27 protein-coding genes are annotated in these 22,521 nt (G+C 42.2%); 1 reads left to right on the top strand and 26 read right to left on the bottom strand.

What is annotated here, in order from left to right:
- Positions 1-54: 54 nt before the first annotated feature.
- From hisC to ftsE, 7 genes are all read right to left on the bottom strand, one after another.
- Entirely contained in the window at positions 55-1,122 is a 1,068-nt protein-coding gene (gene hisC, locus SG0102_RS02840) for a histidinol-phosphate transaminase (protein ID WP_125118548.1), read from the bottom strand.
- 127 nt (positions 1,123-1,249) lie between these two features.
- A complete protein-coding gene (locus SG0102_RS02835) occupies positions 1,250-2,038 on the bottom strand; it encodes a LytTR family DNA-binding domain-containing protein (RefSeq protein WP_125118547.1) in 789 nt (262 codons plus the stop codon).
- Positions 2,039-2,185: 147 nt separating this feature from the next.
- Positions 2,186-2,692 (bottom strand): thioredoxin domain-containing protein, encoded by a 507-nt coding sequence (locus SG0102_RS02830; RefSeq protein WP_125118546.1) that lies wholly within the window; start codon positions 2,690-2,692, stop codon positions 2,186-2,188.
- A gap of 69 nt (positions 2,693-2,761) precedes the next feature.
- On the bottom strand, positions 2,762-4,309 hold the full coding sequence (gene gpmI, locus SG0102_RS02825; RefSeq protein ID WP_125118545.1) for a 2,3-bisphosphoglycerate-independent phosphoglycerate mutase: 1,548 nt from the start codon (positions 4,307-4,309) through the stop codon (positions 2,762-2,764).
- A 66-nt stretch (positions 4,310-4,375) separates the two neighbouring features.
- Complete coding sequence (locus tag SG0102_RS02820) at positions 4,376-4,819, bottom strand: hypothetical protein (RefSeq protein WP_125118544.1); 444 nt, start codon at positions 4,817-4,819, stop codon at positions 4,376-4,378.
- Positions 4,820-4,900: 81 nt separating this feature from the next.
- Positions 4,901-5,809, bottom strand: coding sequence for a permease-like cell division protein FtsX (gene ftsX, locus SG0102_RS02815; RefSeq protein WP_125118543.1), 909 nt, complete (start codon positions 5,807-5,809; stop codon positions 4,901-4,903).
- On the bottom strand, positions 5,809-6,492 hold the full coding sequence (gene ftsE / locus SG0102_RS02810; protein WP_125118542.1) for a cell division ATP-binding protein FtsE: 684 nt from the start codon (positions 6,490-6,492) through the stop codon (positions 5,809-5,811). Before ftsE ends, ftsX begins: the two co-directional genes overlap by 1 nt.
- Before the next feature lie 147 nt (positions 6,493-6,639).
- Between ftsE and SG0102_RS02805 the strand changes: the two genes are divergently transcribed.
- Positions 6,640-6,804 carry a hypothetical protein gene (locus tag SG0102_RS02805; protein WP_231999850.1) on the top strand — a complete coding sequence of 55 codons (165 nt, stop codon included), beginning with the start codon at positions 6,640-6,642 and terminating at the stop codon, positions 6,802-6,804.
- Positions 6,805-6,818: 14 nt separating this feature from the next.
- Here SG0102_RS02805 and SG0102_RS02800 read toward each other — a convergent pair whose 3' ends face one another.
- From SG0102_RS02800 to SG0102_RS02710, 19 genes are all read right to left on the bottom strand, one after another.
- A complete protein-coding gene (locus tag SG0102_RS02800) occupies positions 6,819-7,685 on the bottom strand; it encodes a YitT family protein (protein ID WP_231999848.1) in 867 nt (288 codons plus the stop codon).
- Positions 7,682-8,797, bottom strand: coding sequence for a peptide chain release factor 2 (gene prfB, locus SG0102_RS02795; RefSeq protein WP_125118541.1), 1,116 nt, complete (start codon positions 8,795-8,797; stop codon positions 7,682-7,684). The genes SG0102_RS02800 and prfB overlap by 4 nt, the downstream gene beginning before the upstream one ends.
- Entirely contained in the window at positions 8,797-11,439 is a 2,643-nt protein-coding gene (gene secA, locus SG0102_RS02790) for a preprotein translocase subunit SecA (protein WP_125118540.1), read from the bottom strand. Before secA ends, prfB begins: the two co-directional genes overlap by 1 nt.
- An 89-nt stretch (positions 11,440-11,528) precedes the next feature.
- Positions 11,529-12,173: a ComF family protein gene (locus SG0102_RS02785; protein WP_125118539.1), complete on the bottom strand. Its 645-nt coding sequence runs from the start codon at positions 12,171-12,173 to the stop codon at positions 11,529-11,531.
- Entirely contained in the window at positions 12,131-13,132 is a 1,002-nt protein-coding gene (locus tag SG0102_RS02780) for a DEAD/DEAH box helicase (RefSeq protein ID WP_125118538.1), read from the bottom strand. The genes SG0102_RS02785 and SG0102_RS02780 overlap by 43 nt, the downstream gene beginning before the upstream one ends.
- 226 nt (positions 13,133-13,358) lie before the next feature.
- Positions 13,359-13,709, bottom strand: coding sequence for a cyclophilin-like fold protein (locus SG0102_RS02775; protein WP_125118537.1), 351 nt, complete (start codon positions 13,707-13,709; stop codon positions 13,359-13,361).
- Between the two features lie 50 nt (positions 13,710-13,759).
- Positions 13,760-14,233, bottom strand: a complete 474-nt coding sequence (queF, locus tag SG0102_RS02770) for a preQ(1) synthase (RefSeq protein WP_125118536.1) — start codon at positions 14,231-14,233, stop codon at positions 13,760-13,762.
- Positions 14,234-14,236: 3 nt separating this feature from the next.
- Positions 14,237-14,923, bottom strand: coding sequence for a 7-cyano-7-deazaguanine synthase QueC (gene queC, locus SG0102_RS02765; protein WP_125118535.1), 687 nt, complete (start codon positions 14,921-14,923; stop codon positions 14,237-14,239).
- Positions 14,916-15,476 carry a GTP cyclohydrolase I FolE gene (gene folE / locus SG0102_RS02760; RefSeq protein WP_125118534.1) on the bottom strand — a complete coding sequence of 187 codons (561 nt, stop codon included), beginning with the start codon at positions 15,474-15,476 and terminating at the stop codon, positions 14,916-14,918. The genes queC and folE overlap by 8 nt, the downstream gene beginning before the upstream one ends.
- 1 nt (position 15,477) lies before the next feature.
- Complete coding sequence (gene queE, locus SG0102_RS02755) at positions 15,478-16,131, bottom strand: putative 7-carboxy-7-deazaguanine synthase QueE (protein ID WP_162300174.1); 654 nt, start codon at positions 16,129-16,131, stop codon at positions 15,478-15,480.
- Positions 16,121-16,522, bottom strand: coding sequence for a 6-carboxytetrahydropterin synthase QueD (gene queD, locus SG0102_RS02750; RefSeq protein ID WP_125118533.1), 402 nt, complete (start codon positions 16,520-16,522; stop codon positions 16,121-16,123). Before queD ends, queE begins: the two co-directional genes overlap by 11 nt.
- A gap of 159 nt (positions 16,523-16,681) precedes the next feature.
- Positions 16,682-17,446 carry an HD domain-containing protein gene (locus tag SG0102_RS02745; RefSeq protein ID WP_125118532.1) on the bottom strand — a complete coding sequence of 255 codons (765 nt, stop codon included), beginning with the start codon at positions 17,444-17,446 and terminating at the stop codon, positions 16,682-16,684.
- Positions 17,439-18,224, bottom strand: a complete 786-nt coding sequence (gene aroD / locus SG0102_RS02740; RefSeq protein ID WP_125118531.1) for a type I 3-dehydroquinate dehydratase — start codon at positions 18,222-18,224, stop codon at positions 17,439-17,441. Before aroD ends, SG0102_RS02745 begins: the two co-directional genes overlap by 8 nt.
- Positions 18,193-18,885, bottom strand: a complete 693-nt coding sequence (locus tag SG0102_RS02735) for an alpha/beta fold hydrolase (RefSeq protein WP_125118530.1) — start codon at positions 18,883-18,885, stop codon at positions 18,193-18,195. Before SG0102_RS02735 ends, aroD begins: the two co-directional genes overlap by 32 nt.
- Before the next feature lie 14 nt (positions 18,886-18,899).
- The gene (locus SG0102_RS02730) at positions 18,900-19,565 is read right to left on the bottom strand and encodes an HAD family hydrolase (RefSeq protein ID WP_125118529.1); all 666 of its coding nucleotides are present in this window, start codon (positions 19,563-19,565) and stop codon (positions 18,900-18,902) included.
- A gap of 65 nt (positions 19,566-19,630) precedes the next feature.
- Complete coding sequence (locus SG0102_RS02725; RefSeq protein ID WP_125118528.1) at positions 19,631-20,503, bottom strand: hypothetical protein; 873 nt, start codon at positions 20,501-20,503, stop codon at positions 19,631-19,633.
- A gap of 534 nt (positions 20,504-21,037) precedes the next feature.
- On the bottom strand, positions 21,038-21,226 hold the full coding sequence (locus SG0102_RS02720) for a purine biosynthesis protein PurH (protein ID WP_125118527.1): 189 nt from the start codon (positions 21,224-21,226) through the stop codon (positions 21,038-21,040).
- Positions 21,210-21,449 carry a hypothetical protein gene (locus SG0102_RS02715; RefSeq protein WP_125118526.1) on the bottom strand — a complete coding sequence of 80 codons (240 nt, stop codon included), beginning with the start codon at positions 21,447-21,449 and terminating at the stop codon, positions 21,210-21,212. The genes SG0102_RS02720 and SG0102_RS02715 overlap by 17 nt, the downstream gene beginning before the upstream one ends.
- Positions 21,450-21,512: 63 nt before the next feature.
- Positions 21,513-22,451 (bottom strand): MmcQ/YjbR family DNA-binding protein, encoded by a 939-nt coding sequence (locus SG0102_RS02710; RefSeq protein ID WP_125118525.1) that lies wholly within the window; start codon positions 22,449-22,451, stop codon positions 21,513-21,515.
- Between the last annotated feature and the right edge of the window lie 70 nt (positions 22,452-22,521).

Genomic DNA, 22,521 nt, shown 5'->3' with positions numbered 1-22,521 from the left:
CTCTACAAATCGAAATGTGAAATTATGTGTTTTCACATAAAAAAGCTGAGGAAATTATCCTTCAGCTTGCTTACTTAAAATCTCTTTTAAGGCCTCAATGAGGACTTCCATCTGCTCAGGGGTTCCGATGGTAATACGTAAATAGTTATCAATGCGCGGTTTATTGAAATAACGGACAATAATATGGCGCTCACGTAAGGCTTTAAAAAGCACGTCAGCTCTTACCGATTCATGAGTAACAAAAATAAAGTTCGCGCTGCTTTCTGGCATAGTAAAGCCTAAGGCTTTGAGCGCTTCACAGGTCTTTTCACGCGTTGCGATAACCTTCTGAGCATTCGCTTTAATATGCGCACTATCCTGAATACTCGCTTCTCCGATCTTTTGGGCTAAAGCATCAATCGGATATGAGTTAAAAGAGTTCTTCACATCATAAAGATGAGAAATCAGTTCTTTTTGTCCAAAGGCCGCGCCTAAACGGATTCCCGCTAATGAGCGGAATTTTGAGAAGGTATGGACAACAAGTAAGTTTTCATACGTATCAATGAGACGCATCACACTTTCAGCGCCGAAATCGACATACGCTTCATCGATCACGACAACACTATTTTGATTGTGTTTGAGAATTTCCTCAATTTGCGCTTTGCTTAAGGCAGCGCCGGTTGGGGCATTGGGATTAGGGAAAATAATCCCGCCGTTATCTTTCATATAATCCTTGATATCAATAGTGAAATCATCTTTTAATGGGATCGTTTCATAATCAATGCCATAAAGCTCACAATAAACCGGATAGAAAGAATATGTAATATCCGGGAACAGGAGTTTCTTCGAACTGTTAAAGCAAGTCAAGAAAATAATCGCTAAAACGGCGTCTGAGCCATTGCCTAAGTACACCTGATCATCCGCTAAACCATGATACATCGCTAACTGATGACGTAAGGTTTCCGCATCAGGATTCGGATACAAATTTAAGACCTCGCTATCGAAGTCACGAATCGCAGCTTTAACTTTCTCCCCTGGACCATAAGGGTTTTCATTGGTATTGAGTTTGACCAGATTGCGCATCTTTGGCTGTTCTCCAGCCACATAAGGTTCTACCTGTCGTAAATGATCTCTCCAGCTCATTGTCTTCCTCCATTTCGCTTTTATACAAATATTATTTCCTATTATGAATTTTTCACAAATTTCATTAGGATGTCTCCATTATAGGAGCGCCAAGGGTTTATTGTAAAGAAAAAAGTCTCCAAGAGACTTATTTCTTATGGGTTAACGCATTGATGACGGTGCGCATATTTTTAACTGGTACCGGCACCTGATCACCCGAATGCATTTCTAAATAGTTTTTCCCAATCAGTTTGACGCATTCCCGCTGTACGACATAACTGCGATGCACTTTGATAAAACGGTTATCTAACAGCGCCAGAAACGTTTTCCAGCTGATTTTTGCCTGAATCGCTTCATCATGCATGTAAATCATCGTATCATGTCCTAAAGCTTTTGCATATTCAACGGCTGAAAGCGAAATAATACGAATATGTTTATTGGCATCCTTAATAGAAATCAAATCATCCGCATTCTGCACTTTGACATAGTCAATATCATTGGCTTTTTTGGCACTCGAAAAAACTTCAAAAAAGCGCGACTGAACAGCTGGCGAAGAGTAATGGATATGAGAGATTGACAGTTCTCCCCGCTTATCTAAATTCCAGACCAAGGTCACAGCCTGTTCCATGTAATTAATGTCTTTATCTTTTTGAATCGTTTTTACGACAAAATGACCAACAATAACACAAGTATGCAATTCATTCGCTACCGGATAGATCTCTTCGTTCAGAACTTCGCTGATGAAGATCATATCGCATAAGGTCTCAAGTGTGTCCATCAATTGTTCTTTCGTATGATAAAACTCTCCCTGATAAGGCCCAATGCCGACAATATCATCAGTGAAATACTGATTCGCCAGCGTCGTATCTTTATTCCATAAATTGTCAATAATTTCTCGCGATAGCATCATCGCTCTGCTTAAGTATTCCTTCTTCATTTTTCCCACCCTATCTTACTCTATAGGATTATTTTATCTATATTTTTAATGAATAACAAGCATCTATCACAAAAAATTTTGACATAAGATACAAAAGCTGTCTTATAATGCGACTTTTTTTAATATTAAAAGTCACAGAAAACGCTTTTATGACAGATAATAGTTTTTCATAAAACGTTCAAACTTCTTTACAAACTCTTTTTGTTGCTTAATTTGTTTCGCGCGATCTTCAATTTCATAATAGGCTTCATCTAAATACTGATACTGTTTGCCCACCTTGCCATTTGTAATCGTATCAATGGTTGGGGTCCAGTCAAAGGCAAAACGCTTCCCTAAATTCTGATAGAAATCTTTTTCTTTTTGACTGGCGCCTTTCTTTTTAGCGGCATCACGATAAGTCTTGATATTGAGGTAATAAACCCCCTGTTTAGGATGCTTTTTGAGATAAGCAGTGAGAATCGGTTCAAAAGCCATGCAGTCCCCGCAATCCGGACGACCGATATAAAGTAAAAAAGAGACATTCTTTTTCATCAGACTATTCAATTGGGTATAGCTGACTTCCTGGACGCCTGTCACATTGACCCGCTTGGCGATTTGATGCGCGCTGCAGGCGGTTAAAAATAAACATAAACAAATCATGAGTAATTTTTTCATACGTCTTTTCCTCCTTAAAAAAAGCCTATGCATAGCATAGACTTGTTCCAGTTGGGTTTTATTTTCTGATTACTGGAAAGAATCAGGATCATTTTCGATTAAGACATCACCAGTCATTTCGGCAGGTACTGGCTGTCCTAATAATGTTAAGATGGTTGGCGCTAAGTCACCTAACTTGCCGCCTTCTTTTAACTTGATATGTGAATTTGTGACGATTAATGGGACATCATTTGTCGTATGTGCAGTAAATGGATTGCCTTCTTCGTCTAATTCACGTTCTGCGTTACCATGGTCAGCAGTAATTAACATTGTTCCGCCTAATTCTAAGACTTTGTCATAAACATCGCCGACACATTCATCAACGGTTTCAACAGCAGAGATGGCTGCTGGGATAATACCAGTATGACCAACCATATCGCAGTTTGCGAAGTTCACGATGACAACATCGAATTTACCAGAGTCTAATTCTTCAATTAATTTGTCACGTACTAAGTATGCTGACATTTCTGGCTGTAAATCGTAAGTGGCAACTTTTGGAGAATTGATTAAATCACGTGTTGCGCCTTCGATATCTTTATCAACACCGCCATCCATGAAGAATGTAACATGAGCATATTTTTCAGTTTCCGCAATTCTTAACTGTGTTAAACCACGTTCTGCTAAGTAATCACCTAAAACGTTAGTTAATTCAAGTGGTTTGAATGCGACATGACCTTTAACGCTGTCTGCATAGTGCATCATACATACGAAGTAGATGTTGTTTAATTTTACTTTTGGTTCATAACCTTTATCTTTATAGAATTCAGGGTTTGTCACTAAAGTAGCGAGCTGGATCGCACGGTCAGGTCTGAAGTTAGCGAAGATGACCGCATCATTATCTTCGACATTACCATCGATGGCACTATTATAGCCTGGCACAACGAATTCATCATAAACATCATCATTGTAAGAATCAGCAACGAATTTTACTGGATCAGTGAAGCTCTTGCCTTCTTTTGCGACGATCGCATTGTATGCTAAATCCATACGTTCGAATCTCTTATCACGGTCCATTGCATAGTAACGGCCAGAGATTGAAGCGATTTCGCCCACACCGATTTCTTTCATCTGTTTCTGTAATTCTTCAACGAAGCCTTTACCTGAATCAGGAGCGACGTCACGACCATCTAAGAATGCATGAACATATACTTTTTCAACTCTTTCACGACGTGCTAATCTTAATAATGCGTAGATGTGTTCATCTGATGAATGCACCCCGCCGCTTGATAATAAGCCGAAGATATGCAGCTTGCTGCCATTGTCTTTCGCATGTTTGATAGCTGCTAAGAATTCTGGGTTTTCATCGAATTCACCATCTTCAACAGCTTTATTGATTAAAGTTAAAGACTGGTATACAACACGGCCTGCACCAATGTTCATATGACCAACTTCTGAGTTCCCCATCTGTCCTTCAGGTAAACCAACAGCTTTACCAGAAGCATGAATTGTTGTCGTTGGGTACATTGCCATTAAATCATCAAGGTTAGGTGTATTGGCTAATTTAACAGCGTTGCCATCAACGCGATCAGTCAATCCATAACCATCCATAATACATAATACTATAGGTCTCTTTTTCATTTTTTAATCCTCCATTTGACATCAAAATCATAGCATTATCTTTTTACAAATTCAATGAAAAGAACCTCACTTTCCTTTTCTCTGCTTTTTAAAGCGCTTTCCTTGATAAACTGCCTCTTCCTGGGCATTTTCATCTAAGATGGCCGTGCCGAAATCTAACAGTTTACGGAGGTTGACATTCTCCTTTCCGCGCGCCGAATAGACGACGATATGCTGCTCAAAGTATTCAAAGCGATTGGAATGAATAATGCTATTGATATCATGATGAAGCTCTTCGTCATAGTCAATCAGATTATTTTCATGCATCTTCCGCAGTAATACGCAATACGTCGCTAACGCGAGCTCTAAACGCAGGATCGTTTTAATCCGGTCACGTCTTAAAATATGCGCCGGGATAATCTGTTCCTGCTTATCTAGCTGACTGAGACGGTTGCGGATCATTTGGACATTCGTTAAGCTATCTTCCAGCATTTCTAAATAACAGGATTCTTTTAATTCACGACTTGGCATGATGATTCCCCCTCTCTTTAATTATAATATATCGCCTGCCAAGTTGTATGAAAAAAGCCAAGTCTTAAAAAAAGACCTGACTTAAAATTCCAAGAATTTACGCACTGAGAAGAAGGAACCGATCAGACCGACCCCGCAGCCTAATAATACCAGGACGCCGCTCATATGCCAGATAAATGGGAATGGGGCTTCTAGGACCATCACCGAAGAGCTCAGCACTTTGGTAAACTGATCATAGGCAAAAGAGTAACCATAGTAGAGAACAATAATGGGAATAATCGATCCAAATAAGCCGATAAAGACCCCTTCTAACATGAATGGCAAACGGATATACCAGTTGCTCGCGCCGACCATGCGCATGATCGCAATTTCGGTTGAGCGTGAGGTAATGGCCATTTTAATCGTATTGGCGATCATAAAGAGAACAACCACTGTTAAAGCGAACGCAAAGATCGCGCCGCCATTACGAATATGCTCTAACAGATTGACCATATCACTTGTCGAAGAGCCGCCGTAGGTCACTTCATTGACATTGGGGATATCTTCAATTTGCTTGGCGATCGTCGCAATGTTTTTCGCATTTTTGACTTCGACCTGATAGGCATCCCCTAAAGGATTGTCTTTCTTATATGTCGCAAAAAGCTTCTTATTTTCTGAAGACTGCGAGTTAATCAGTTTGTTTAACTCCTGCTCCTTGCTCGAATAAGTCACTTTCTTGACACCTTCGATCATATTCAGCTCTTCGCCAATTTTTTTGGCTTGTTTGTTTGTCGCTTCACGATCCACTTTGACATAGATCGTTAACGAGTTTTCAATACTTAAAGTGATCTTATTGACGTTAATGGCAATAATCCCTAAGATCGCAATGAGCAATAGGGTAATCGTCACCGCAAAGATCGAAGAAATCGACATAACGCCGTTACGCCAGATATTCTGCAGCGCACTTTTACAATGGTTTGGTAAATTACGAATTGAACTCAAAAATTCCATTATTCTTCATACCCTCCTAAACTTGAATCGCTGCGGATACAGCCATCTTCGATCAGGATGGTACGTTTCTTATGCGACTGCACGATAATTTTATCATGGGTCACGACAATCACTGTCGTGCCATTAATCTCATTAATGCGCTCTAATAATTCAATAATACCTTCTGAGGTATCCGGGTCTAGGTTTCCCGTTGGTTCATCCGCAATGAGTACTTTGGGCGAATTGACAATCGCTCTCGCAATGGCCACGCGCTGCTGCTGCCCGCCGGAAAGTTCATGCGGAAAGGCATTGGCTTTATCTTCTAAGCCAACGAGTTCCAACACCTTACGAACACGATTACGAATCTTCCGTCTCGGGGTATCGGTGACCTGCAGGGCAAAGGCCACATTTTCAAACACGGTTTTTCGTGGTAATAAACGATAGTTTTGGAAGACAACGCCAATCTTACGACGGAAATAAGGCACCTTGCGATCTTTAATCTTCGCCACATTAATGCCATCGACAATCACTTTGCCGGTCGTTGGTTTCTCTTCGCGATATAATAATTTAATAAAGGTTGATTTTCCCGCCCCGGTTGGACCAATAACGTAAACAAACTCGCCGGCATCAATGTTGAGGTTCATATCATTGACCGCGCGTACGCCTGTTTTATAGACTTTGGTCACACCTTCTAGTTTAATCATAGAATCACGCTCCTATCCGAATTATATCATAATCCCTTTAGAATGATACTGCTTTTTTAGCGGGATTGCGTTACAGCTTATGAGAACTATGATAAAATAAGCACCGAGGTGAAAATGATGCGACTTTGTCCCCGCTGTCAATGTGAAATGGAAACGCAGACCTATCTGGTTGATCAGGCGCTGCAGATCAGTGATTTACACATTATTCGTAAAAATAAAGATTATACTAAAACGGATTACCCGCTTTTGGCGGCCCTGTGCCCAAAATGCGGGCACATTGAATTTTTTGTAGATCTAAAAGACGAGAAATAGTTTCTCGTCTTTTCTCATAAATATTCATCTGGCAGCGTGAAGCCACGGCCCCGCACACTATGCACATCACTGACGATTGTGAAAGCGTATGGATCAATCTGGGTGACGGCCTCATTTAAAGAAATGTACTGTCTTTTCGACACGACGACCATAATGGCTTTGGTATTATCACGCAGATAACCGGTGGTAATATTTAAAAAAGTAAAGCCGCGATCGAGTTTTTCACTGATCATATGGGCAATTTCTTCATATTTCTTTGAAATGATAATGAGCTGGACATTACTTTTACCCAATAACATCATCCGATCGATAATCTGGGTTGTCAAAATGACGTTGATTAAGCCATAAAGAATTCCCGATGGGGAGCTAAAAGGCATCTGGCCAATCAGCGTGGCAATATCAATAATATTGATCAGGGTGCCAAGTTCAATCCCAGTTTTCTTATTGATAATAATCGGGGGAATATCCATCCCGCCAGTACTGTAACCTAAGCGGAAGACAATCCCTAAACCAATGCCCATGCTGACACCGGCAAAGATCGTACATAACATCGGATCATTAGTCAAATGGGTATACTGCGGCAGCTTATCAAAAATCGCAATGAAAAACGGATAGGCAAAGGTCGACACTAAGGTCCCGATAATAAACTGTTTGCCTAAAAAGAATAAGCCGACGATTAAGGCGGCCACGTTGATCACTAAGACCGTGACGGAAACCGGAATCGGGGCAAAGTTCTGGACAATTAAGCCGATTCCGGAAACCCCGCCGGTAATAATATGATGACCGACGATGAAGGCATCAATACCCCAGGCCATAATCGCATTGCCGACTAATACCAGCAGCATGTCTACTAAATAAGCACCATACTTGCGTTTGATCACGCCTCATCACCTTGGGCTTTCGTTTTTAAATACGCGTAAATCATATCATCAAGATCGCCATCTAAAATGCGCTGTGGATCATGTGATTCATAGCCGCTGCGATTATCTTTGACCATCGCATAAGGATGCAGCACGTAAGAGCGAATCTGTGAGCCCCATTCAATGGCTTTCTTTTCGCCGGCGATATCGGATAACTGCTGCGCATGCGCCGCTACCATTAAGGCATACAGTTTACTTTTTAACATCGTCATCGCCGCTTCCCTATTTTGCAGCTGGGAACGCTGTGACTGACAAGTCACCACGGTGCCTGTGGGAATATGGGTAATACGCACTGCTGAATCGGTTTTATTAATATGCTGACCGCCCGCACCGGAAGAACGATACGTATCGATACGTAAATCTTTCGGATCGATGTTGACTTCGATATCATCATCAATTTCGGGTAAAACTTCCACTGACGCAAAGGACGTATGACGGCGTTTATTGGCATCAAAAGGCGAAATACGCACTAACCGGTGGACGCCTTTTTCACTTTTCAAAAGACCATAGGCATGACTGCCCTCAAAGCGTAAAGTCACCGATTTCACGCCCGCTTCATCCCCTGCCTGATAATCTTCTACGGAGACTTTCCAGCCTTTCTTTTCGCCATAGCGCATATACATCCTCATTAACATTTCCGCCCAGTCCTGCGACTCGGTGCCGCCGGCGCCGGGATGGATCTCTAAGATCGCCGGAGAATTGTCATATTCATCAGTAAAGAGTAACGTTCTTTCAAACGCCGCTAAGTCTTTTTCAAACTGCTCGTAATCTTCTTCTAAAGTGGTCCGGAATTCTTCATCTTCTTCATTGTCTTTGACATAGTTGTAGATTTCCGTTAATTCTTCTAATGCCGCGGTTAACGCTTCATAGTTTTCCACGACTTTCTTCATCTCGCCGAGCTGATTATAAATTTTGGTGGCTTTCTTCTGGTCATCCCAGAAGTGCTCATCCATTGTTTTAACTGTCAATCCTTCAATTTCTCGTTTTTTTACATCAATGTTGGCACTCTGATGTAATTCTTCTAGCAAAGAGCGAGCTTTTTCAAGCCCGCTGTTAATTTCATATAATTCCATTATTTAAAGTCTAACTCAACTTTAATTTCTGGGATGTTCATTGCGGTTTCATCACCTGGACGAATACCCATATGAACGATAGTACGAGAAATATCCTGACTGATTGACTTAGTCATCTCTTCAAACATATAGAAGCCTTCTTCGGTGTATTCCTGAAGCGGATCACGCTGCGCATAGGCTCTTAAATAGATCCCATTACGTAACTTGCTCATGGCATCGATATGGTTGATCCATGAATGATCGATGACCCCTAAAAGAACACGGCGTTCATAGTCTGTCCGGACAGACTGTGGTAAGTCTTTATTGAAACGGTTGTTATACTGAAGAGCGACGATTTCGGTTAAGGCATCAGCCACTTTTTCTGGATCATGTGCAACCGCTTCTTCGTTATGTGGTTCTAAAGTTGTTAAAAGCATATAGTTCTTAGCCACATACTGGGTTAACTTATCGACATCGACAACGGCTTTCTTGCCATCGTTTTTCGTATAACGTTTGGTATCTAATTCAATCGCTGTCTTGAACATGCCTTTGACAACATCGCTTAAATCATCAGAAAGCATAATATCATCACGTTCTTTATACATGATTTCACGCTGCTGTCTCATGATATCATCATATTCGAGAAGCTGTTTACGAATATCGAAGTTCTGCCCTTCTACACGTTTCTGAGCTGATTCGATCGAACGTGTAACCATCTTTGATTCAATCGCTTCATCTTCTAAGAATGATTCAGTGAAAGCTTTTACTCGTTCATTGGCGAAACGCTGCATTAATTCATCTTCGAAAGAAACGAAGAACTGTGAGCAGCCAGGGTCACCCTGACGACCGCTTCGGCCTCGTAACTGGTTATCGATACGGCGTGATTCATGACGTTCTGAACCGATGACCATTAAACCGCCGATTTCGGCTACGCCTGGGCCTAACTTGATATCGGTCCCACGACCAGCCATGTTAGTGGCGATCGTTACCGCCCCTTTAACGCCGGCATTAGCGATAATGGCTGCTTCTTTTGCATGGTTTTTCGCATTGAGGACGTTGTGACGGATCCCGCGTTTCATTAACATCTGTGATAAGATTTCTGATGTTTCAACGGCCACGGTCCCCAGCAAGATTGGCTGACCATAAGCATGACGTTTCACCACTTCATCGCAGATTGCTTTATATTTTGCTTTCTTTGTCGAGAAGACTAAATCTGGTTTGTCATCACGAATAACTGGTTTGTTGGTTGGAATGACCACAACACGCATATTATAGATCAGACGGAATTCTTCTTCTTCCGTTTTAGCGGTCCCGGTCATCCCGGCTAACTTATCGAATAAACGGAAGAAGTTCTGGTAAGTAATCGTCGCTAAAGTGACGGTTTCTTCTTTAATTGGCACACCTTCCTTAGCTTCGATCGCCTGATGTAACCCATCTGAGTAAGCACGTCCTGGCATAACACGACCCGTGAACTGATCAATGATCATGATCTGGGCATTACGAATATCATGAGAACCATCATCGGTCGCAATCATGTATTCAACATCTTTGGTCATCGTATAGTTAGCTTTTAAAGCCTGGTTAATATAATGCACTAAAGCAGTATTAGAAGGATCAAATAAGTTATCGACTTTGAACGTCTTTTCGGCTTTATTAATGCCTTCAGGTGTTAAAGTGACACTCTTGGATTCAATATCCACTTCATAATCTTTTTCTTTCGTTAAACTCTTGGCGAATTTATCCGCTGAGACATACATCGCAGCGGTATGTTTCTTTCCGCCAGAAATGATCAATGGAGTACGTGATTCATCGATTAAGATGGAATCGACCTCATCGACTAAAGCATAGTGTAATGGACGTAATACCTTTTCTGAGTATTCGGTCACCATGTTGTCACGTAAGTAATCGAACCCTAATTCAGAGTTGGTTGTATAAGTGACATCGCAGGCATGCATCCGGCGTTTATCATCCGCATCTAATTCTCTTTCGTTTAAGCCGACAGTTAAGCCTAAAAACTTAAAGACTTTACCATTTTCTTCACAGTCACGACGCGCTAAGTATTCGTTGACAGTAACGACATGGACACCCTTGCCTTCGAGGGCATTTAAATAGACTGGGAAAACAGATGTTAAGGTTTTCCCTTCACCGGTTTTCATTTCGGCGATATCACCATTATGTAAAGCAATACCCCCCATTAACTGAACTTTGAAGGCTTTTAAACCTAATACACGCCAAGCCGCTTCACGCGCTACCGCAAAAGCTTCTGGTAAAATATCATCTAAGGTTTCACCTTTTGCTAAACGTTCTTTGAAGAACACTGTCTGGGCAGCTAATTCTTCATCACTGTACGAGCTGACCTGTGGTTCTAAGGCTAAGATTTCATCAGCCTGTTTCCCTAACTTACGTACAATAGCATTATCCTGGGAGAAAAGTCCCTTCAGTTTTGAGGCAAAGCCCTGTTTATCTTTTTGAGGTGTTGTCGAGAAAGGAAGAGGTTTGGCGTCATATTTGACATCGTCAAATGTATCGACAATGATATCTTCGCCTTTATGATCTCCTAAATCGACGATTTCTGCATCCTGGTTTAATTCCTGATGCTCAACGCCTTCTTTTTGTATTCTTTTTCTAACTTTCTTTTTAATTTCCTGTTTCTTCTTAGGCATGAATAGTCTCCTTTCAAAACATACGCAAGGACATTATAGCATAACCATTAAGAAAAACAAATGCAAATAATGCCGGCTTTTTGCCCTGCTTAAGGTTGAAAGTTATCCGGCGAATGAGAGGCTAAAACAAGCAATTCTAAACATTGCGGATGACTATCACAAAGCAGCTTAGTGCAGGCGCGAAGCGTGGCTCCCGAAGTGATGACATCATCAAAAAGGAGCAGTTTCTGATGCGCGGGCAGCGCCTCTTTTAAGGCGAGCACCGACGCCACCTGATCTCGCGCCGCAAAAGGCTGATCGCTTTGTTTATAAGGTTTCGTTTTCATAATCGGCATGATCACCTGGGCAGAAAAGCTTTGGGCAATCGCTAAGTTGGGAATGAACTTTCGTTTTTCATTACTGCCTTGATCACTGGGGACAATGACGACCAGATAATCGCGATAACGCGCCTGCAGCGCGCTTTGATAGCCTTCTAAAAAGGCATCTTTAAGGGCATAGTCATATTGCCCTTTATAACGAAAGAGCAAAGTTTTAAAAAAGTCATTGTAATAATAGAGAATGGTTAATGGGTACGCATCTAAATGGGTGTGAAGATCTAAGCGGGCAAAACTATGAAAACAGTCACTGCAGATTTTACGCTTTTGCAGGAAATAACTCAACGTTGTTTCAAGGCCTAAGTTTTGGTGACAGATCAGACATCCATCCGATTTAATTTTTTGATTGTGGAAATACATAAAATCATCGCCTTTGATACATAAGAATCACAAAAGATCACATCCCCTTCTTCATAGCCAATCTTTCGTCCTACCCGGCCGGAAATCTGCATCAGCGTACGCTCATCAAAAATCGGATGTGAGGCTTCCATGACAATCGCCTGGGCATTGGTGACGGTGACGCCGCGCTCTAAAATGGTCGTGGTGATTAAAGCATCTAACTGCCCCTCTTTCAGGGCTGTTAACTGCCTGGTGATATCATCGCTATGCGAAGAAACGGCCGCCACGCAAAAGAATGGTTTGAGGTATTTCAGATAGTAAGGTAAACGATTAATCGTGGGGACATAGATCAAAACCTTCGCGCCAAGCTTTTTATAGTGTCTTAAGCGCGCATAGAGATAAAGCATGGCGAGCGGTTTGATAAGTAAGCGAATGTGCGGGACGGGCAGGTCATGGCCATGATAACGGCGGTTCATGATCAGCACTTGTTCATCATGAATATCAGCGCTCGTTAAGGTGGCACTCATCTTAATAAAGACATGACCGACGCATAAATCGAACATATGTTCTAAAACGGGATCCCCATAGTAAGGAAAGGCATCTGCTTCATCCATCAGGATCAGATCAAAAGGGGTCGACGTGAAGCGATACAGCTGATGGGTCGTGCAGATGATGAAGGATGCTTCGGGATGCTTTTGCATACCGCCATAAAAAAGACCAATAGTCAGATGGGAAAAAGCTTCCTGAAAGCGGGTATAGAGTTCCTGACATAAAGCTTTCCGCGGAATGGTAAAACAGACCCGGCCGCCATGATTTAACACATAGGCAATAACCGCAAACGTAATTTCTGTTTTACCGCTGCCGCAGACTGCCATAATCAGGGTGCTCTGATGATTTTGATAATTGGTAATGAGTTTGTCACTGATCGCCTGCTGGGCGGGAGAAAGCGTAAAGTCTAAGTGATAAGAGACCTTTTGCACAGATGTCTTAACGACTCTTTTTGTTAAAACATCATCGCAAAAGATCCGCCCAAAGGCAATGCAGCGGCGACAGTAATAGCGCTCACCAACTTTCGCAAAGTCGGTGGTATTACCACAGCGAGGGACAAATCATTCATCTCACCTCCTGGCCCCCTCTATTATAATTAAAGACTTTAAAAGGTGGTTTTCTCACAAAAAAATGAAAAAAAGTGATATTTTTTTCATATCACTCTTCATCATTGTCTAAATAGACATAAAATTGTTCTAATCCGTCTAATGAAGCGACATCTTCCGCCGACAAACGCGCCAGACAGGTGCGTTTCTCCGGGGTAATGTCGACATCATCTTTCATCAGGCACAGCGCTTCTAAACGATCATCATAATAGAGACTATTTTTCGCCAGTTTGGATGTCATTGGCACATGCGCTACGTTTAAGGCATGACGCCCCATCGCCCGATATTCATGAGCAAAGGCATGAAAGTCAAGTCCGGTTGGCAGGACGCGCATCAGATTCTCTGCTGTGGCCGTCTGATATAACGAAATAGAAATTTCTTTTCCCGCAATGATTGCTTTCATCATAAACCTCCCTTTAAATGATAAGCCATGAAACGCTATTTGTAAACAAATTAACGATTATCGATTTTTTCCGGATAGAGGTCATGATTTTTGAGACGCTCCCAGGCCGCTTCCTGCCATCTGGTCCCCGGCTTGCCATAATTGCAGTAAGGATCAATCGATAAGCCGCCGCGAGGGGTAAACTTTGCCCAAACTTCAATATACTTGGGATCCATTAAGGCAATCAGATCATTCATGATGATATTGGTGCAGTCTTCATGGAAGGCGCCATGATTGCGAAAGCTAAAAAGATACAGTTTTAAGGATTTGCTTTCGACCATTTTTTGGCTTGGCACATACGAAATATAAATCGTCGCAAAATCGGGCTGGCCGGTAATTGGACAAAGAGAAGTAAACTCCGGACAGTTGAATTTCACAAAATAATCATGTTCCGGATGTTTATTATCAAAGGTTTCTAAAACATGGGGATCATAATCAGTGGGATACTGCGTTTTCGCTCCTAAGGCTTTTAACTGTGTACTCATAGTTTACTCCTTTACTAACAGGGGATCAGTAACCCCATTTTTTTCAAACGCTAAAGCGCGATCCCGGCAGGTGCCGCAGACGCCGCAAGGCGTATCGCCGCCTTCATAACAGCTCCAAGTGAGTTCATAAGGGACTTTTAAGGCTAATACCTGGCGCACGACTTCGGCTTTATTGACGCCAACAAAAGGTGCTTCAATGCGCACCTGATGCCCGCTGCCTTCCACGATCGCTTGATTCATGGCATCATTGAACACCGATGAACAGTCGGGATAGGCATTGCCGGCCGCATCATCAGCGTGGGCGCCATAATAGATCACCTGACAGTTCAGTGATAAGGCAAAACTGGCAGCCGTTGATAAAAAGAGGCCGTTACGGAAAGGCACATAAGTCGAAACCGGCCCTTCGCTTTCCGCCACCTGCTCACTGTAGGCACGATGAGGAATGGTATCTTCATTGTGTGCTAGTAAATTACAGCTGGAATATGTAAAGATCCTAGAAAGATCACATTCATATAAAGGAACCTGATAATAATCGCAAATCTTATGCGCGCTTTCCATCTCTTTCACATGGCGCTGACCATAATACAGGCATAAGCCTTTGACATGGTCATGACCATACTTTTCCACCGCTAAAGCGAGGCAAGTCGAAGAATCAACGCCCCCGCTCACTAATACTAATGCATTATCCATGGTAAAATCCTCCTAATTGTTCGGGATGTTTCGCAAAAACCCCGCGTAATGTCTGGGTATAGGTTTTGGCCTGGGTCTTTTTGATGCCCCGGGCACTCATGCAGCTATGATGCGCTTCGATCAACACCGCCACATCTTCACTGCCGGTAATCATCGTCATGATCTCGGCGATATCACTGCCGATGCGTTCCTGGATTTGGAGACGCCGACAGACCAGATCACAGATCCGGGCAATCTTTGAGAGCCCAATGACTTTCCCTTGCGGATAATAGGCGACAGAAATTTTCATATCATACATCAAGGCCATATGATGTTCGCAGAAAGAGAAGGTTTCAATGTCTTTCACAAAAACCAGATCCCGTCCCCGCTGGGTAAAGGTCTTATCAAACATTTGTGCGACCTCTTCATTACTGTAATGTATTCCTGCAAAAACTTCCGCATACATTTTTGCGACGCGCTTGGGGGTTTCCACTAAGCCTTCTCTCGTCACATCTTCCCCTAACGCTTCCAAAATGCCTAAAACATGCTCTTCAATCGCTTTGGTATCAATCATCTTACACACCTCGTTTCATTGGATCCCAGATATATTTATGCAGCTGCAGCTGGACTTTGGCTTTTAACTTATGTGCTAATAAGAAGTCCACAATATCCCTTGGTGCTAACTGATTGAAGACGGCAGAAAAATAACAGTCTTCTTCGTTAAGATGATAGATGCGAATAATGCGCAGAGCTTCCTCGAGATCATCCTTTGCGCCGCAGACAAATTTCACAATATCGCCATCCTTTAAATACTGATAGTTCTCCGTTTTCATAAAAGCGCTCATGCCGCTGCCGGGCAATTTATAATCTAAGGTAAAAGATGGCCGATGCGCTAGCCTATGAAAAGGGGCAATGTCAATGGAACCATTGGTTTCTATTTCGACATGTTTGCCCATCTCGCCAAGTTTTTCAATCAGCACATCAACATGCGGCGTAGCTAACGGTTCCCCGCCGGTTAAAGTCACTAAGTCAAGTGACGCCTCTTCAATACGCGTAAGAATCTCAGCTAATGACATCAGCGTATATTGAGGGTGGTCATAAGCATAACGTGTATCACAGTAATGACAGCGTAAATTACAGGACGCGAAACGCACAAAGGTTGAAAGTCTTCCCGCTAACGGACCTTCACCGTTGATTGAATCGAAGATTTCGACGACTTTATAATTCATAATGCGCCTTATTGCCGGGCGTTTCGTAAACATCCACGCTTAACACCGGATACTTTTGTAAAGCTTCAAAGAAATAGCGGGAAAGATGTTCTGCAGTGGGACGGAAAGGAACAAAGCTTAAGGCGAAGTCTTCTTCCTGTAACGCCGCTACAGTTTGCGGCTTTAAGCTGCCTTCTTCAATGATCAGGGTATGATCGAAGGTCTCGCATAATGCTTTCAGATCTTTTTTAATAATTCCAAAATCGATGACCATCCCCTCAGCGCCAAGTGTTTCCGCCTGCAGGCTGACTTGCACTTTCCAGCGGTGCCCATGGATATTATGGCATTTCCCGGGATAGTCTTTTAAAAAGTGGGCCGCATCAAATGAGGCCTCGGTTGTAATGACATACATTGTTTATCCTCCAAAAAAAAAGAAGAGCATTGCACCGCGATACTCTTCCAACTTAAAAAAATTGTCTTAGTCCTAGTTTTGTTTAGAGACAGGATGGTGCAAACGAACTGTCTTGATTACGAAAAATCGATGTGATTATATCATAGGCTGTACATGGCCTCAAGAGGCTAAAAAACGATTAGCCTCCTGACGCAGCGTTTCATAACGTTTTTTGACCTCTTCCCGCTGTGGGTGAATGCGATCAAAAGAACGATTGATATAATCCTGCTTGCGGATATAGTCACGTGATTCAGGAAAATTAAAATCATAAATAAAGGCCGCTAAAGAAATCCACATATCCAAATGACTCTGACGATCAGGCCCATAAATGAGTTTATGAGCCATAAAGTCATCATAGACTTTCGGCGTAATATCTTCTAAGACGAGATCTTTCATCTCACAGCGTAATAACGTTTCGACTTTTTCCGTTTCTTTTACCCGGAAGTTGTCTAACTTATCGGTATCACGAATCATATTGATATAAAAGAGCGTCTCTTCATCATAGCCTTCTTTGACTTTAAACTTGTTATGTTCATAAATCGCATCATAGATGATTTGATCATAGTCATCCTCCTGGACGAACTGGCGAATCAGACCTTCCTGAAAAAGAATGTCACAGCCAAGCTTCGCATGATCGATGCTTTCGTAATCGACAAAAGTGCCATAACGAACATACTGTTCAAAGCGGCCGATATCATGTAATAAGCCAATCAGCATCGCTAAAGATGTTTGTTTTTCCGTAACATGTAAAGCGTCGCATAAACGTTTTGTTAAATCCATTACGGCATACGTATGCACGATCTTTAAACGAATCAGATCCTGAGAAGGATCATAATGAGCGACATAGTTTTTGAAAGCGATGCGCGCCTTATTGAAATCAATCATGATCTTCTCCTTGTGATTCATGTAAATCTTTCAGTGATTTAATCATGCGGGTAAGTGGAATCTGCCCTGGGGCAGAGACTTTTCCAGCATTAGCGAAGGTCATTACGGAGCCATACGCTTCGCCGCTGACCCTCGTGATTTCCCCTAATTCACTCATCGCCATTGTAATGAGCGGTTTAGGCAATTGCGTAGACATCTCATCGGTCACTTTTAATAAGTTCATGACATCAAATTTATCCTGCGGCATAACCGCCAATTTATAGATGTCGCCATCTAAACGATCCATATGTTTTAAAATATCTTCCATCTCTTCAACGGATGGCGTCTTTTCAAAATCATGTTTAGAAAGGATCACTTTTAAGCCATGAATGTGCGCTAAGTTCACACATTGAGTGACAAGTTCATCACCCTTACTTAATTCAATATCAATCAGATCACAGCCGCCACTGTCACAAATCGCTGTAATCGCCTTTAAATAGTCTTTTGGTTCAACATATAACGTGCCGCCTTCTTCACTGGTGCGAATCGTCACTAAGACAAGCCGCGTCGTGGCAGCGCGAATCGCTTTTAATAATTCTTTTACTTTAGTGTCATCTTTTAAATCTTCATAGAAGTCTAAACGTACTTCTAAGACCTGCCAGTCGCGCAGCTGCTCATAAGCGGCTACGGTCCCGACGATATCTTCATAACTTCTTTCTACTTCCGGCAGACAGATTTTTGGCATACCTGTCCCAAAAGTGACATCCTTAATCGTTAGTGTTGGTCTGGTTACTGGCATATAGATACCCCCTTATCTTTTTGAGAACCTGACGATACGCGTCATGCAGCGCATCATGTGAATCATAAAGCTCTTCCTGCACACAATGCGGTAAGCATTTGGCGATTTTCTCGGTCGCCGCCGGTTTGATCTTATCACGATCCCCCGCTAATACTAATATTGGCTGCTTGATGCTGGCAAACATTTCTGAGGAAAAGTGAGGCTCCCGAAGCAGCCACTTTGTAAGCTGAAAACGTCTTCTCGCCAGCTTGTTGTATAAACAAAACGGCACCATAAAAATCAGCGTCATCACAATCTGAAAATAGTAAAAACCTTTGAAGCTCTGCGGTGAACTATAAGGCGAGATGAGAACGGCGCTTTTTAAACGCTGATCCCGCACAGCGAGGGCTAAAGCGGTATTGGCCCCCATCCCCACGCCGATCACATCATAACTTTCTAAACCTAAGTCAGCGATGACGCTTTGCACATCTAAAACGTTTTGTGCGATAGACAAAGGACCGCTTTTCACTGATTTGCCGTGGTAACGGGCATCGATGAGAATCAGCTGATAATGTTTTTGTAAATCCTTGGCAAGTGCTGCAAATACTTTTCGGTTTTCAAAGACATCATGCAGGCAGATCACTGCGGGGCCCTGGCCCCATGTTTCATAATAAATATCCATCAGGCATCCCCCCTCTAGTCTACAACTGCGCTGGTTTCTAGACAAGGAAGAATTTCATCGATTTCATGCACATAATATGTGCTTAACTGCTTGATTTCCGGCTGATCTTTTCTACTGTAATCATCATAGCAGCCAACCGTAATAAAATCCGTCTTAGATAAGGTTTCAATCGCATGCAAAGCGTCCTCAAAGACGAGGGTATGACTTGGCGTGGCATGCAAATGATCACATGCCGTTAAATAAATCTGCGGTGATTCTTTGCCTTGACCAACTTCATCAACAGTTGTCACATAACGAAAATAACGTTCCATCTGATGGGCCTTGAGGATCTGATCGATGACATCCTTATGATTAGAAGTACAAATCGCCATCGGTAAGCCCTGTTGATAAAATGTATTGAGCACTTTTTTCACACCTTTTTTCACCGGCACATCATGTAAGTAATAGTCATTCGCCAAAGCGACGAGCTCCGCCACAATTGTCTCAACGGACTTAGACAAATGAAACGTCTCCTTAATAAAACGCGCTCCTTCTTCTAATGAATAGGTAAATAACTGACGGCTGATCTCTTCACTCGCCTGGCATCCCAAGGAAGAAAGATACTGCTGATCGATCTTTTCCCACATTGAAAGGGAATCTAACAGCGTGCCGTCAACATCAAATATGGCAGCTTGAATCATGAAATCACCTCTTTTTCCTCTCCACTTTACCACAACTGCACTGAATATTCAAAAAGAGCATCTCGCTAGATGCTCTTAAAATCGCTTTGTTTTATGGTTAAAGTCGTCTTCATAAAGACGCGATGATGACTATTGTCATAAAAAGTGATGCCGGCTTTTAAGTCACCAACCGTCGCTGGCGCGTGATATTCGCAAATCATACTGTTTCCCGCCATAACGATCTGCACCGGCGCTTTGACAGAAACGGCCCCATTAGCGGCCTTTAATGATGTCATGACAACTTGTAAGTTATGCGATGTCGTATTCATGACACGTAAATAAATGCGATCAACCGCATCATTTTGACAGCAGTAATCTAACGACGCTTTAAGCCCCTTTTTATTCACAAATAAGCGATTGATTCGTTTCTCTGACTGATTATTGCCAACATATGTGCAGGATGACTGATCGGCATGATGAAACTTCGGCAGCGGCAAGCCTACAGTCTCTTTTTCTAAAACCTGCGCGCCCTTTATCGCCCTGAAAGTCATACTGGCTCCGCCAAAGGTCACATTCGCTTTTTTCAGAGCTTTTTCATAAATCAGGAACGAAGCCGCCTCCTTTTTTCCCGCTTTAACCTGATTATGATCCGCTTTAACGGGAATCTGATAGCCGTGCACCAGGGCATAAGAGGATAGTACCTGCACAGTTTCTTTGGTACGATTTTGTAACTGGGCATAAATCACAAAAGCTTGTTGCGTTTGATCATAGTCACACGAAGTGATATGCATTTGTACATATTTACCCAGCAGATCTTCATGATAATTGTCTGCTAAATGAAAATCATTCGTCACAGTTGCTTCACTGGTAATTGCTTTCTTCTTTGTCGTGGCGCATTTCTGCTGGCATCCAGAAAGCATGATACCAACCATCAGCACACTGATCATCAACTTCTTCATTTATGTCTTCCTCTTCATAATTCCTTCCATTTAGCCAAACATGTGACCATGCATATTATAATGTTTTCATCATTAGAAATCCACCCATCTCGCCAATCTTTCCATTTCCCACAATCAAAGCGTTTACATAAAAAGACATACTTCTTTAAATATATAACCATGAGCTATTCCAAGATATATTTTATGCAAAATAATTCTTTTTCATGCAAAAATCCATCAATTTATGAAAATTTCATTTACTAACCTACTAGCTTATGGCATAATGTTGTTCGAGTTAGGGGAAAAAAGCTAATAATAACGTTTATCTCCCAAATAAACGTTGCTGACTGTTCAAGCAGTCATTTCTTCTTGTTATGTTTCTAATTAGAAATAACTCCCATATCCCAATTTCTTACAACATAACTTATATGTGAAGTTTCCCGCTCACATGTATACGGTCATTGTCCAGCCCACTGGTAACTCAATTAAATCCCTACAATGACCTCAATCATCGAAAAGAGCGCCTACCGCTCTTTAGAGAAAAAGGAGAGGAACCTAGCGGTTTCTCTCCTTTTCAAATGCCTGATGAATTTCTGATAATTCTTTACGTCCTTCAATGTAATCGTCATACATCTTTGTAATCCCACAGGCGCAGCCATCGCAGAGGCCATCCGTATTGCCAAGGGCATCACTGACGATTTTTTCGCGTTCTTCACGCGTTGTTTCGCTAATCAGGATTTTCATTACGTCCACGGATAAACATACGCGCCATAAAAGACATATTGATGTCTTTAATTTCACGTTTGCCTTCGATGTAATCACGATACATTTCAAACGGATCACCAGCGCCAAAGACGCCGCAGCCGCTGCAGTTTTCACAGCCAGCAGAATCATCACAGTTCAAGCTATCCTGAATAATTTTCAAGCGTTCTTCACGAGTGGTATCTTTAATTAAAATACTTTGCATACGCCTCACCTCTCTACTTACATAGTAGTTCAATGGGTTGAAAAAGTAAACAATTATGCATGATTATATCAACACTTTTAATAATGCATCTGGCACGCTGCGGGCACTGCGAACAGCTTTCACGCCATAGCTTTTTAACACCTCTAGTGACCATTCTCCCCGTTTGTATTTCTCTACTTTCTCTAAGATCATCTCTTCTCCAATTGATACGACCTGGCAGTGATAAAGCAGGCAGGAATAAGGGGCGCTTAAATAAACAAACACCTGATCCCCTTTTTTCATCTTATTGCGGGCATGCCAAGCGACACGCGTAGCGTGATCAAAGTAGGCTTCGACATCGAAATACGTGCTATTGGCTGGTAATAGCCAGGCTTTGCGCGGCGAAAGGGTTTCATAGCTTTTTTGCATCAAAGCTGCAATCACTTCATCACTATAAGAATCATCCAAGATTATGCTGATCCAGGTTTTCTTATTCATATGGTATGCCGGATAGCCAATCCCTTCCTGGGTCTTTTTCACATTGAGCACTTCACATAAACGATCCTGTCCATCTAAGACTTTGGTATTCATGCGCATGATGAGGCCAAACCATTTGCCGTCTTCGTTACGAAAAACATGACCAGAAACTTTTTGAAATGGTTCATCCGGTTTGATGCCATAAGTATCGAAAGTCCACTTAGCGAGACGATTGGCCTGAGGGCTATCAAACATCGCCTCCTCAAAGCATGTCTTCGCGATCGTTTCTAACAGCTGCCGATAATCCTCACGAATCACCGCGCTAAAGCCGCTTGTATGCGCCACATGGACCAAGGCGTATTCTTCCTTCGTATCACGATCATAAACATGACCGTGCACCTGCTCATCAATTGTGATCACGGCATAAAAATCATTCGTTAAATCATAAGTCTTTTCATAGCCGCGCGCTGTTTTGAGAAAGCCGGCCTGCTTTAATTTGTCTTCATTTTTTACCTTATAGGCAAAGACTTCTTCTTCGATCGTCATTTTTTCCTGCCCCTCCCCTTTTTTTGCTTGTCTTTCTTTTATTCTAGCATTATACTAAAGCTTGTCAAAA

It is taken from the genome of Intestinibaculum porci, assembly GCF_003925875.1.
Lineage (GTDB): Bacteria > Bacillota_I > Bacilli_A > Erysipelotrichales > Coprobacillaceae > Intestinibaculum > Intestinibaculum porci.
Note: the sequence above shows the minus strand (reverse complement) of the source record. Positions and strands in the feature narration are given on the sequence as shown.

What these genes read in the sequence shown, in the direction of transcription:
- SG0102_RS02720 (WP_125118527.1), bottom strand. Translation starts at nt 21,226, where the DNA reads ATGAAAATCCTGATTAGCGAAACAACGCGTGAAGAACGCGAAAAAATC.
- queF (WP_125118536.1), bottom strand. Translation starts at nt 14,233, where the DNA reads ATGAGTACACAGTTAAAAGCCTTAGGAGCGAAAACGCAGTATCCCACT.
- SG0102_RS02735 (WP_125118530.1), bottom strand. Translation starts at nt 18,885, where the DNA reads ATGGATATTTATTATGAAACATGGGGCCAGGGCCCCGCAGTGATCTGC.
- SG0102_RS02715 (WP_125118526.1), bottom strand. Translation starts at nt 21,449, where the DNA reads ATGCAAAGTATTTTAATTAAAGATACCACTCGTGAAGAACGCTTGAAA.
- queD (WP_125118533.1), bottom strand. Translation starts at nt 16,522, where the DNA reads ATGTATGTCATTACAACCGAGGCCTCATTTGATGCGGCCCACTTTTTA.
- SG0102_RS02775 (WP_125118537.1), bottom strand. Translation starts at nt 13,709, where the DNA reads ATGAAAGCAATCATTGCGGGAAAAGAAATTTCTATTTCGTTATATCAG.
- SG0102_RS02805 (WP_231999850.1), top strand. Translation starts at nt 6,640, where the DNA reads ATGGAAACGCAGACCTATCTGGTTGATCAGGCGCTGCAGATCAGTGAT.
- aroD (WP_125118531.1), bottom strand. Translation starts at nt 18,224, where the DNA reads ATGCCAGTAACCAGACCAACACTAACGATTAAGGATGTCACTTTTGGG.
- SG0102_RS02835 (WP_125118547.1), bottom strand. Translation starts at nt 2,038, where the DNA reads ATGAAGAAGGAATACTTAAGCAGAGCGATGATGCTATCGCGAGAAATT.
- gpmI (WP_125118545.1), bottom strand. Translation starts at nt 4,309, where the DNA reads ATGAAAAAGAGACCTATAGTATTATGTATTATGGATGGTTATGGATTG.
- secA (WP_125118540.1), bottom strand. Translation starts at nt 11,439, where the DNA reads ATGCCTAAGAAGAAACAGGAAATTAAAAAGAAAGTTAGAAAAAGAATA.
- queC (WP_125118535.1), bottom strand. Translation starts at nt 14,923, where the DNA reads ATGGATAATGCATTAGTATTAGTGAGCGGGGGCGTTGATTCTTCGACT.
- ftsX (WP_125118543.1), bottom strand. Translation starts at nt 5,809, where the DNA reads ATGGAATTTTTGAGTTCAATTCGTAATTTACCAAACCATTGTAAAAGT.
- SG0102_RS02725 (WP_125118528.1), bottom strand. Translation starts at nt 20,503, where the DNA reads ATGAAGAAGTTGATGATCAGTGTGCTGATGGTTGGTATCATGCTTTCT.
- ftsE (WP_125118542.1), bottom strand. Translation starts at nt 6,492, where the DNA reads ATGATTAAACTAGAAGGTGTGACCAAAGTCTATAAAACAGGCGTACGC.
- hisC (WP_125118548.1), bottom strand. Translation starts at nt 1,122, where the DNA reads ATGAGCTGGAGAGATCATTTACGACAGGTAGAACCTTATGTGGCTGGA.
- SG0102_RS02820 (WP_125118544.1), bottom strand. Translation starts at nt 4,819, where the DNA reads ATGCCAAGTCGTGAATTAAAAGAATCCTGTTATTTAGAAATGCTGGAA.
- folE (WP_125118534.1), bottom strand. Translation starts at nt 15,476, where the DNA reads ATGATTGATACCAAAGCGATTGAAGAGCATGTTTTAGGCATTTTGGAA.
- SG0102_RS02730 (WP_125118529.1), bottom strand. Translation starts at nt 19,565, where the DNA reads ATGATTCAAGCTGCCATATTTGATGTTGACGGCACGCTGTTAGATTCC.
- SG0102_RS02785 (WP_125118539.1), bottom strand. Translation starts at nt 12,173, where the DNA reads ATGTATTTCCACAATCAAAAAATTAAATCGGATGGATGTCTGATCTGT.
- SG0102_RS02830 (WP_125118546.1), bottom strand. Translation starts at nt 2,692, where the DNA reads ATGAAAAAATTACTCATGATTTGTTTATGTTTATTTTTAACCGCCTGC.
- SG0102_RS02745 (WP_125118532.1), bottom strand. Translation starts at nt 17,446, where the DNA reads ATGATTGATTTCAATAAGGCGCGCATCGCTTTCAAAAACTATGTCGCT.
- SG0102_RS02710 (WP_125118525.1), bottom strand. Translation starts at nt 22,451, where the DNA reads ATGACGATCGAAGAAGAAGTCTTTGCCTATAAGGTAAAAAATGAAGAC.
- prfB (WP_125118541.1), bottom strand. Translation starts at nt 8,797, where the DNA reads ATGGAATTATATGAAATTAACAGCGGGCTTGAAAAAGCTCGCTCTTTG.
- queE (WP_162300174.1), bottom strand. Translation starts at nt 16,131, where the DNA reads ATGAATTATAAAGTCGTCGAAATCTTCGATTCAATCAACGGTGAAGGT.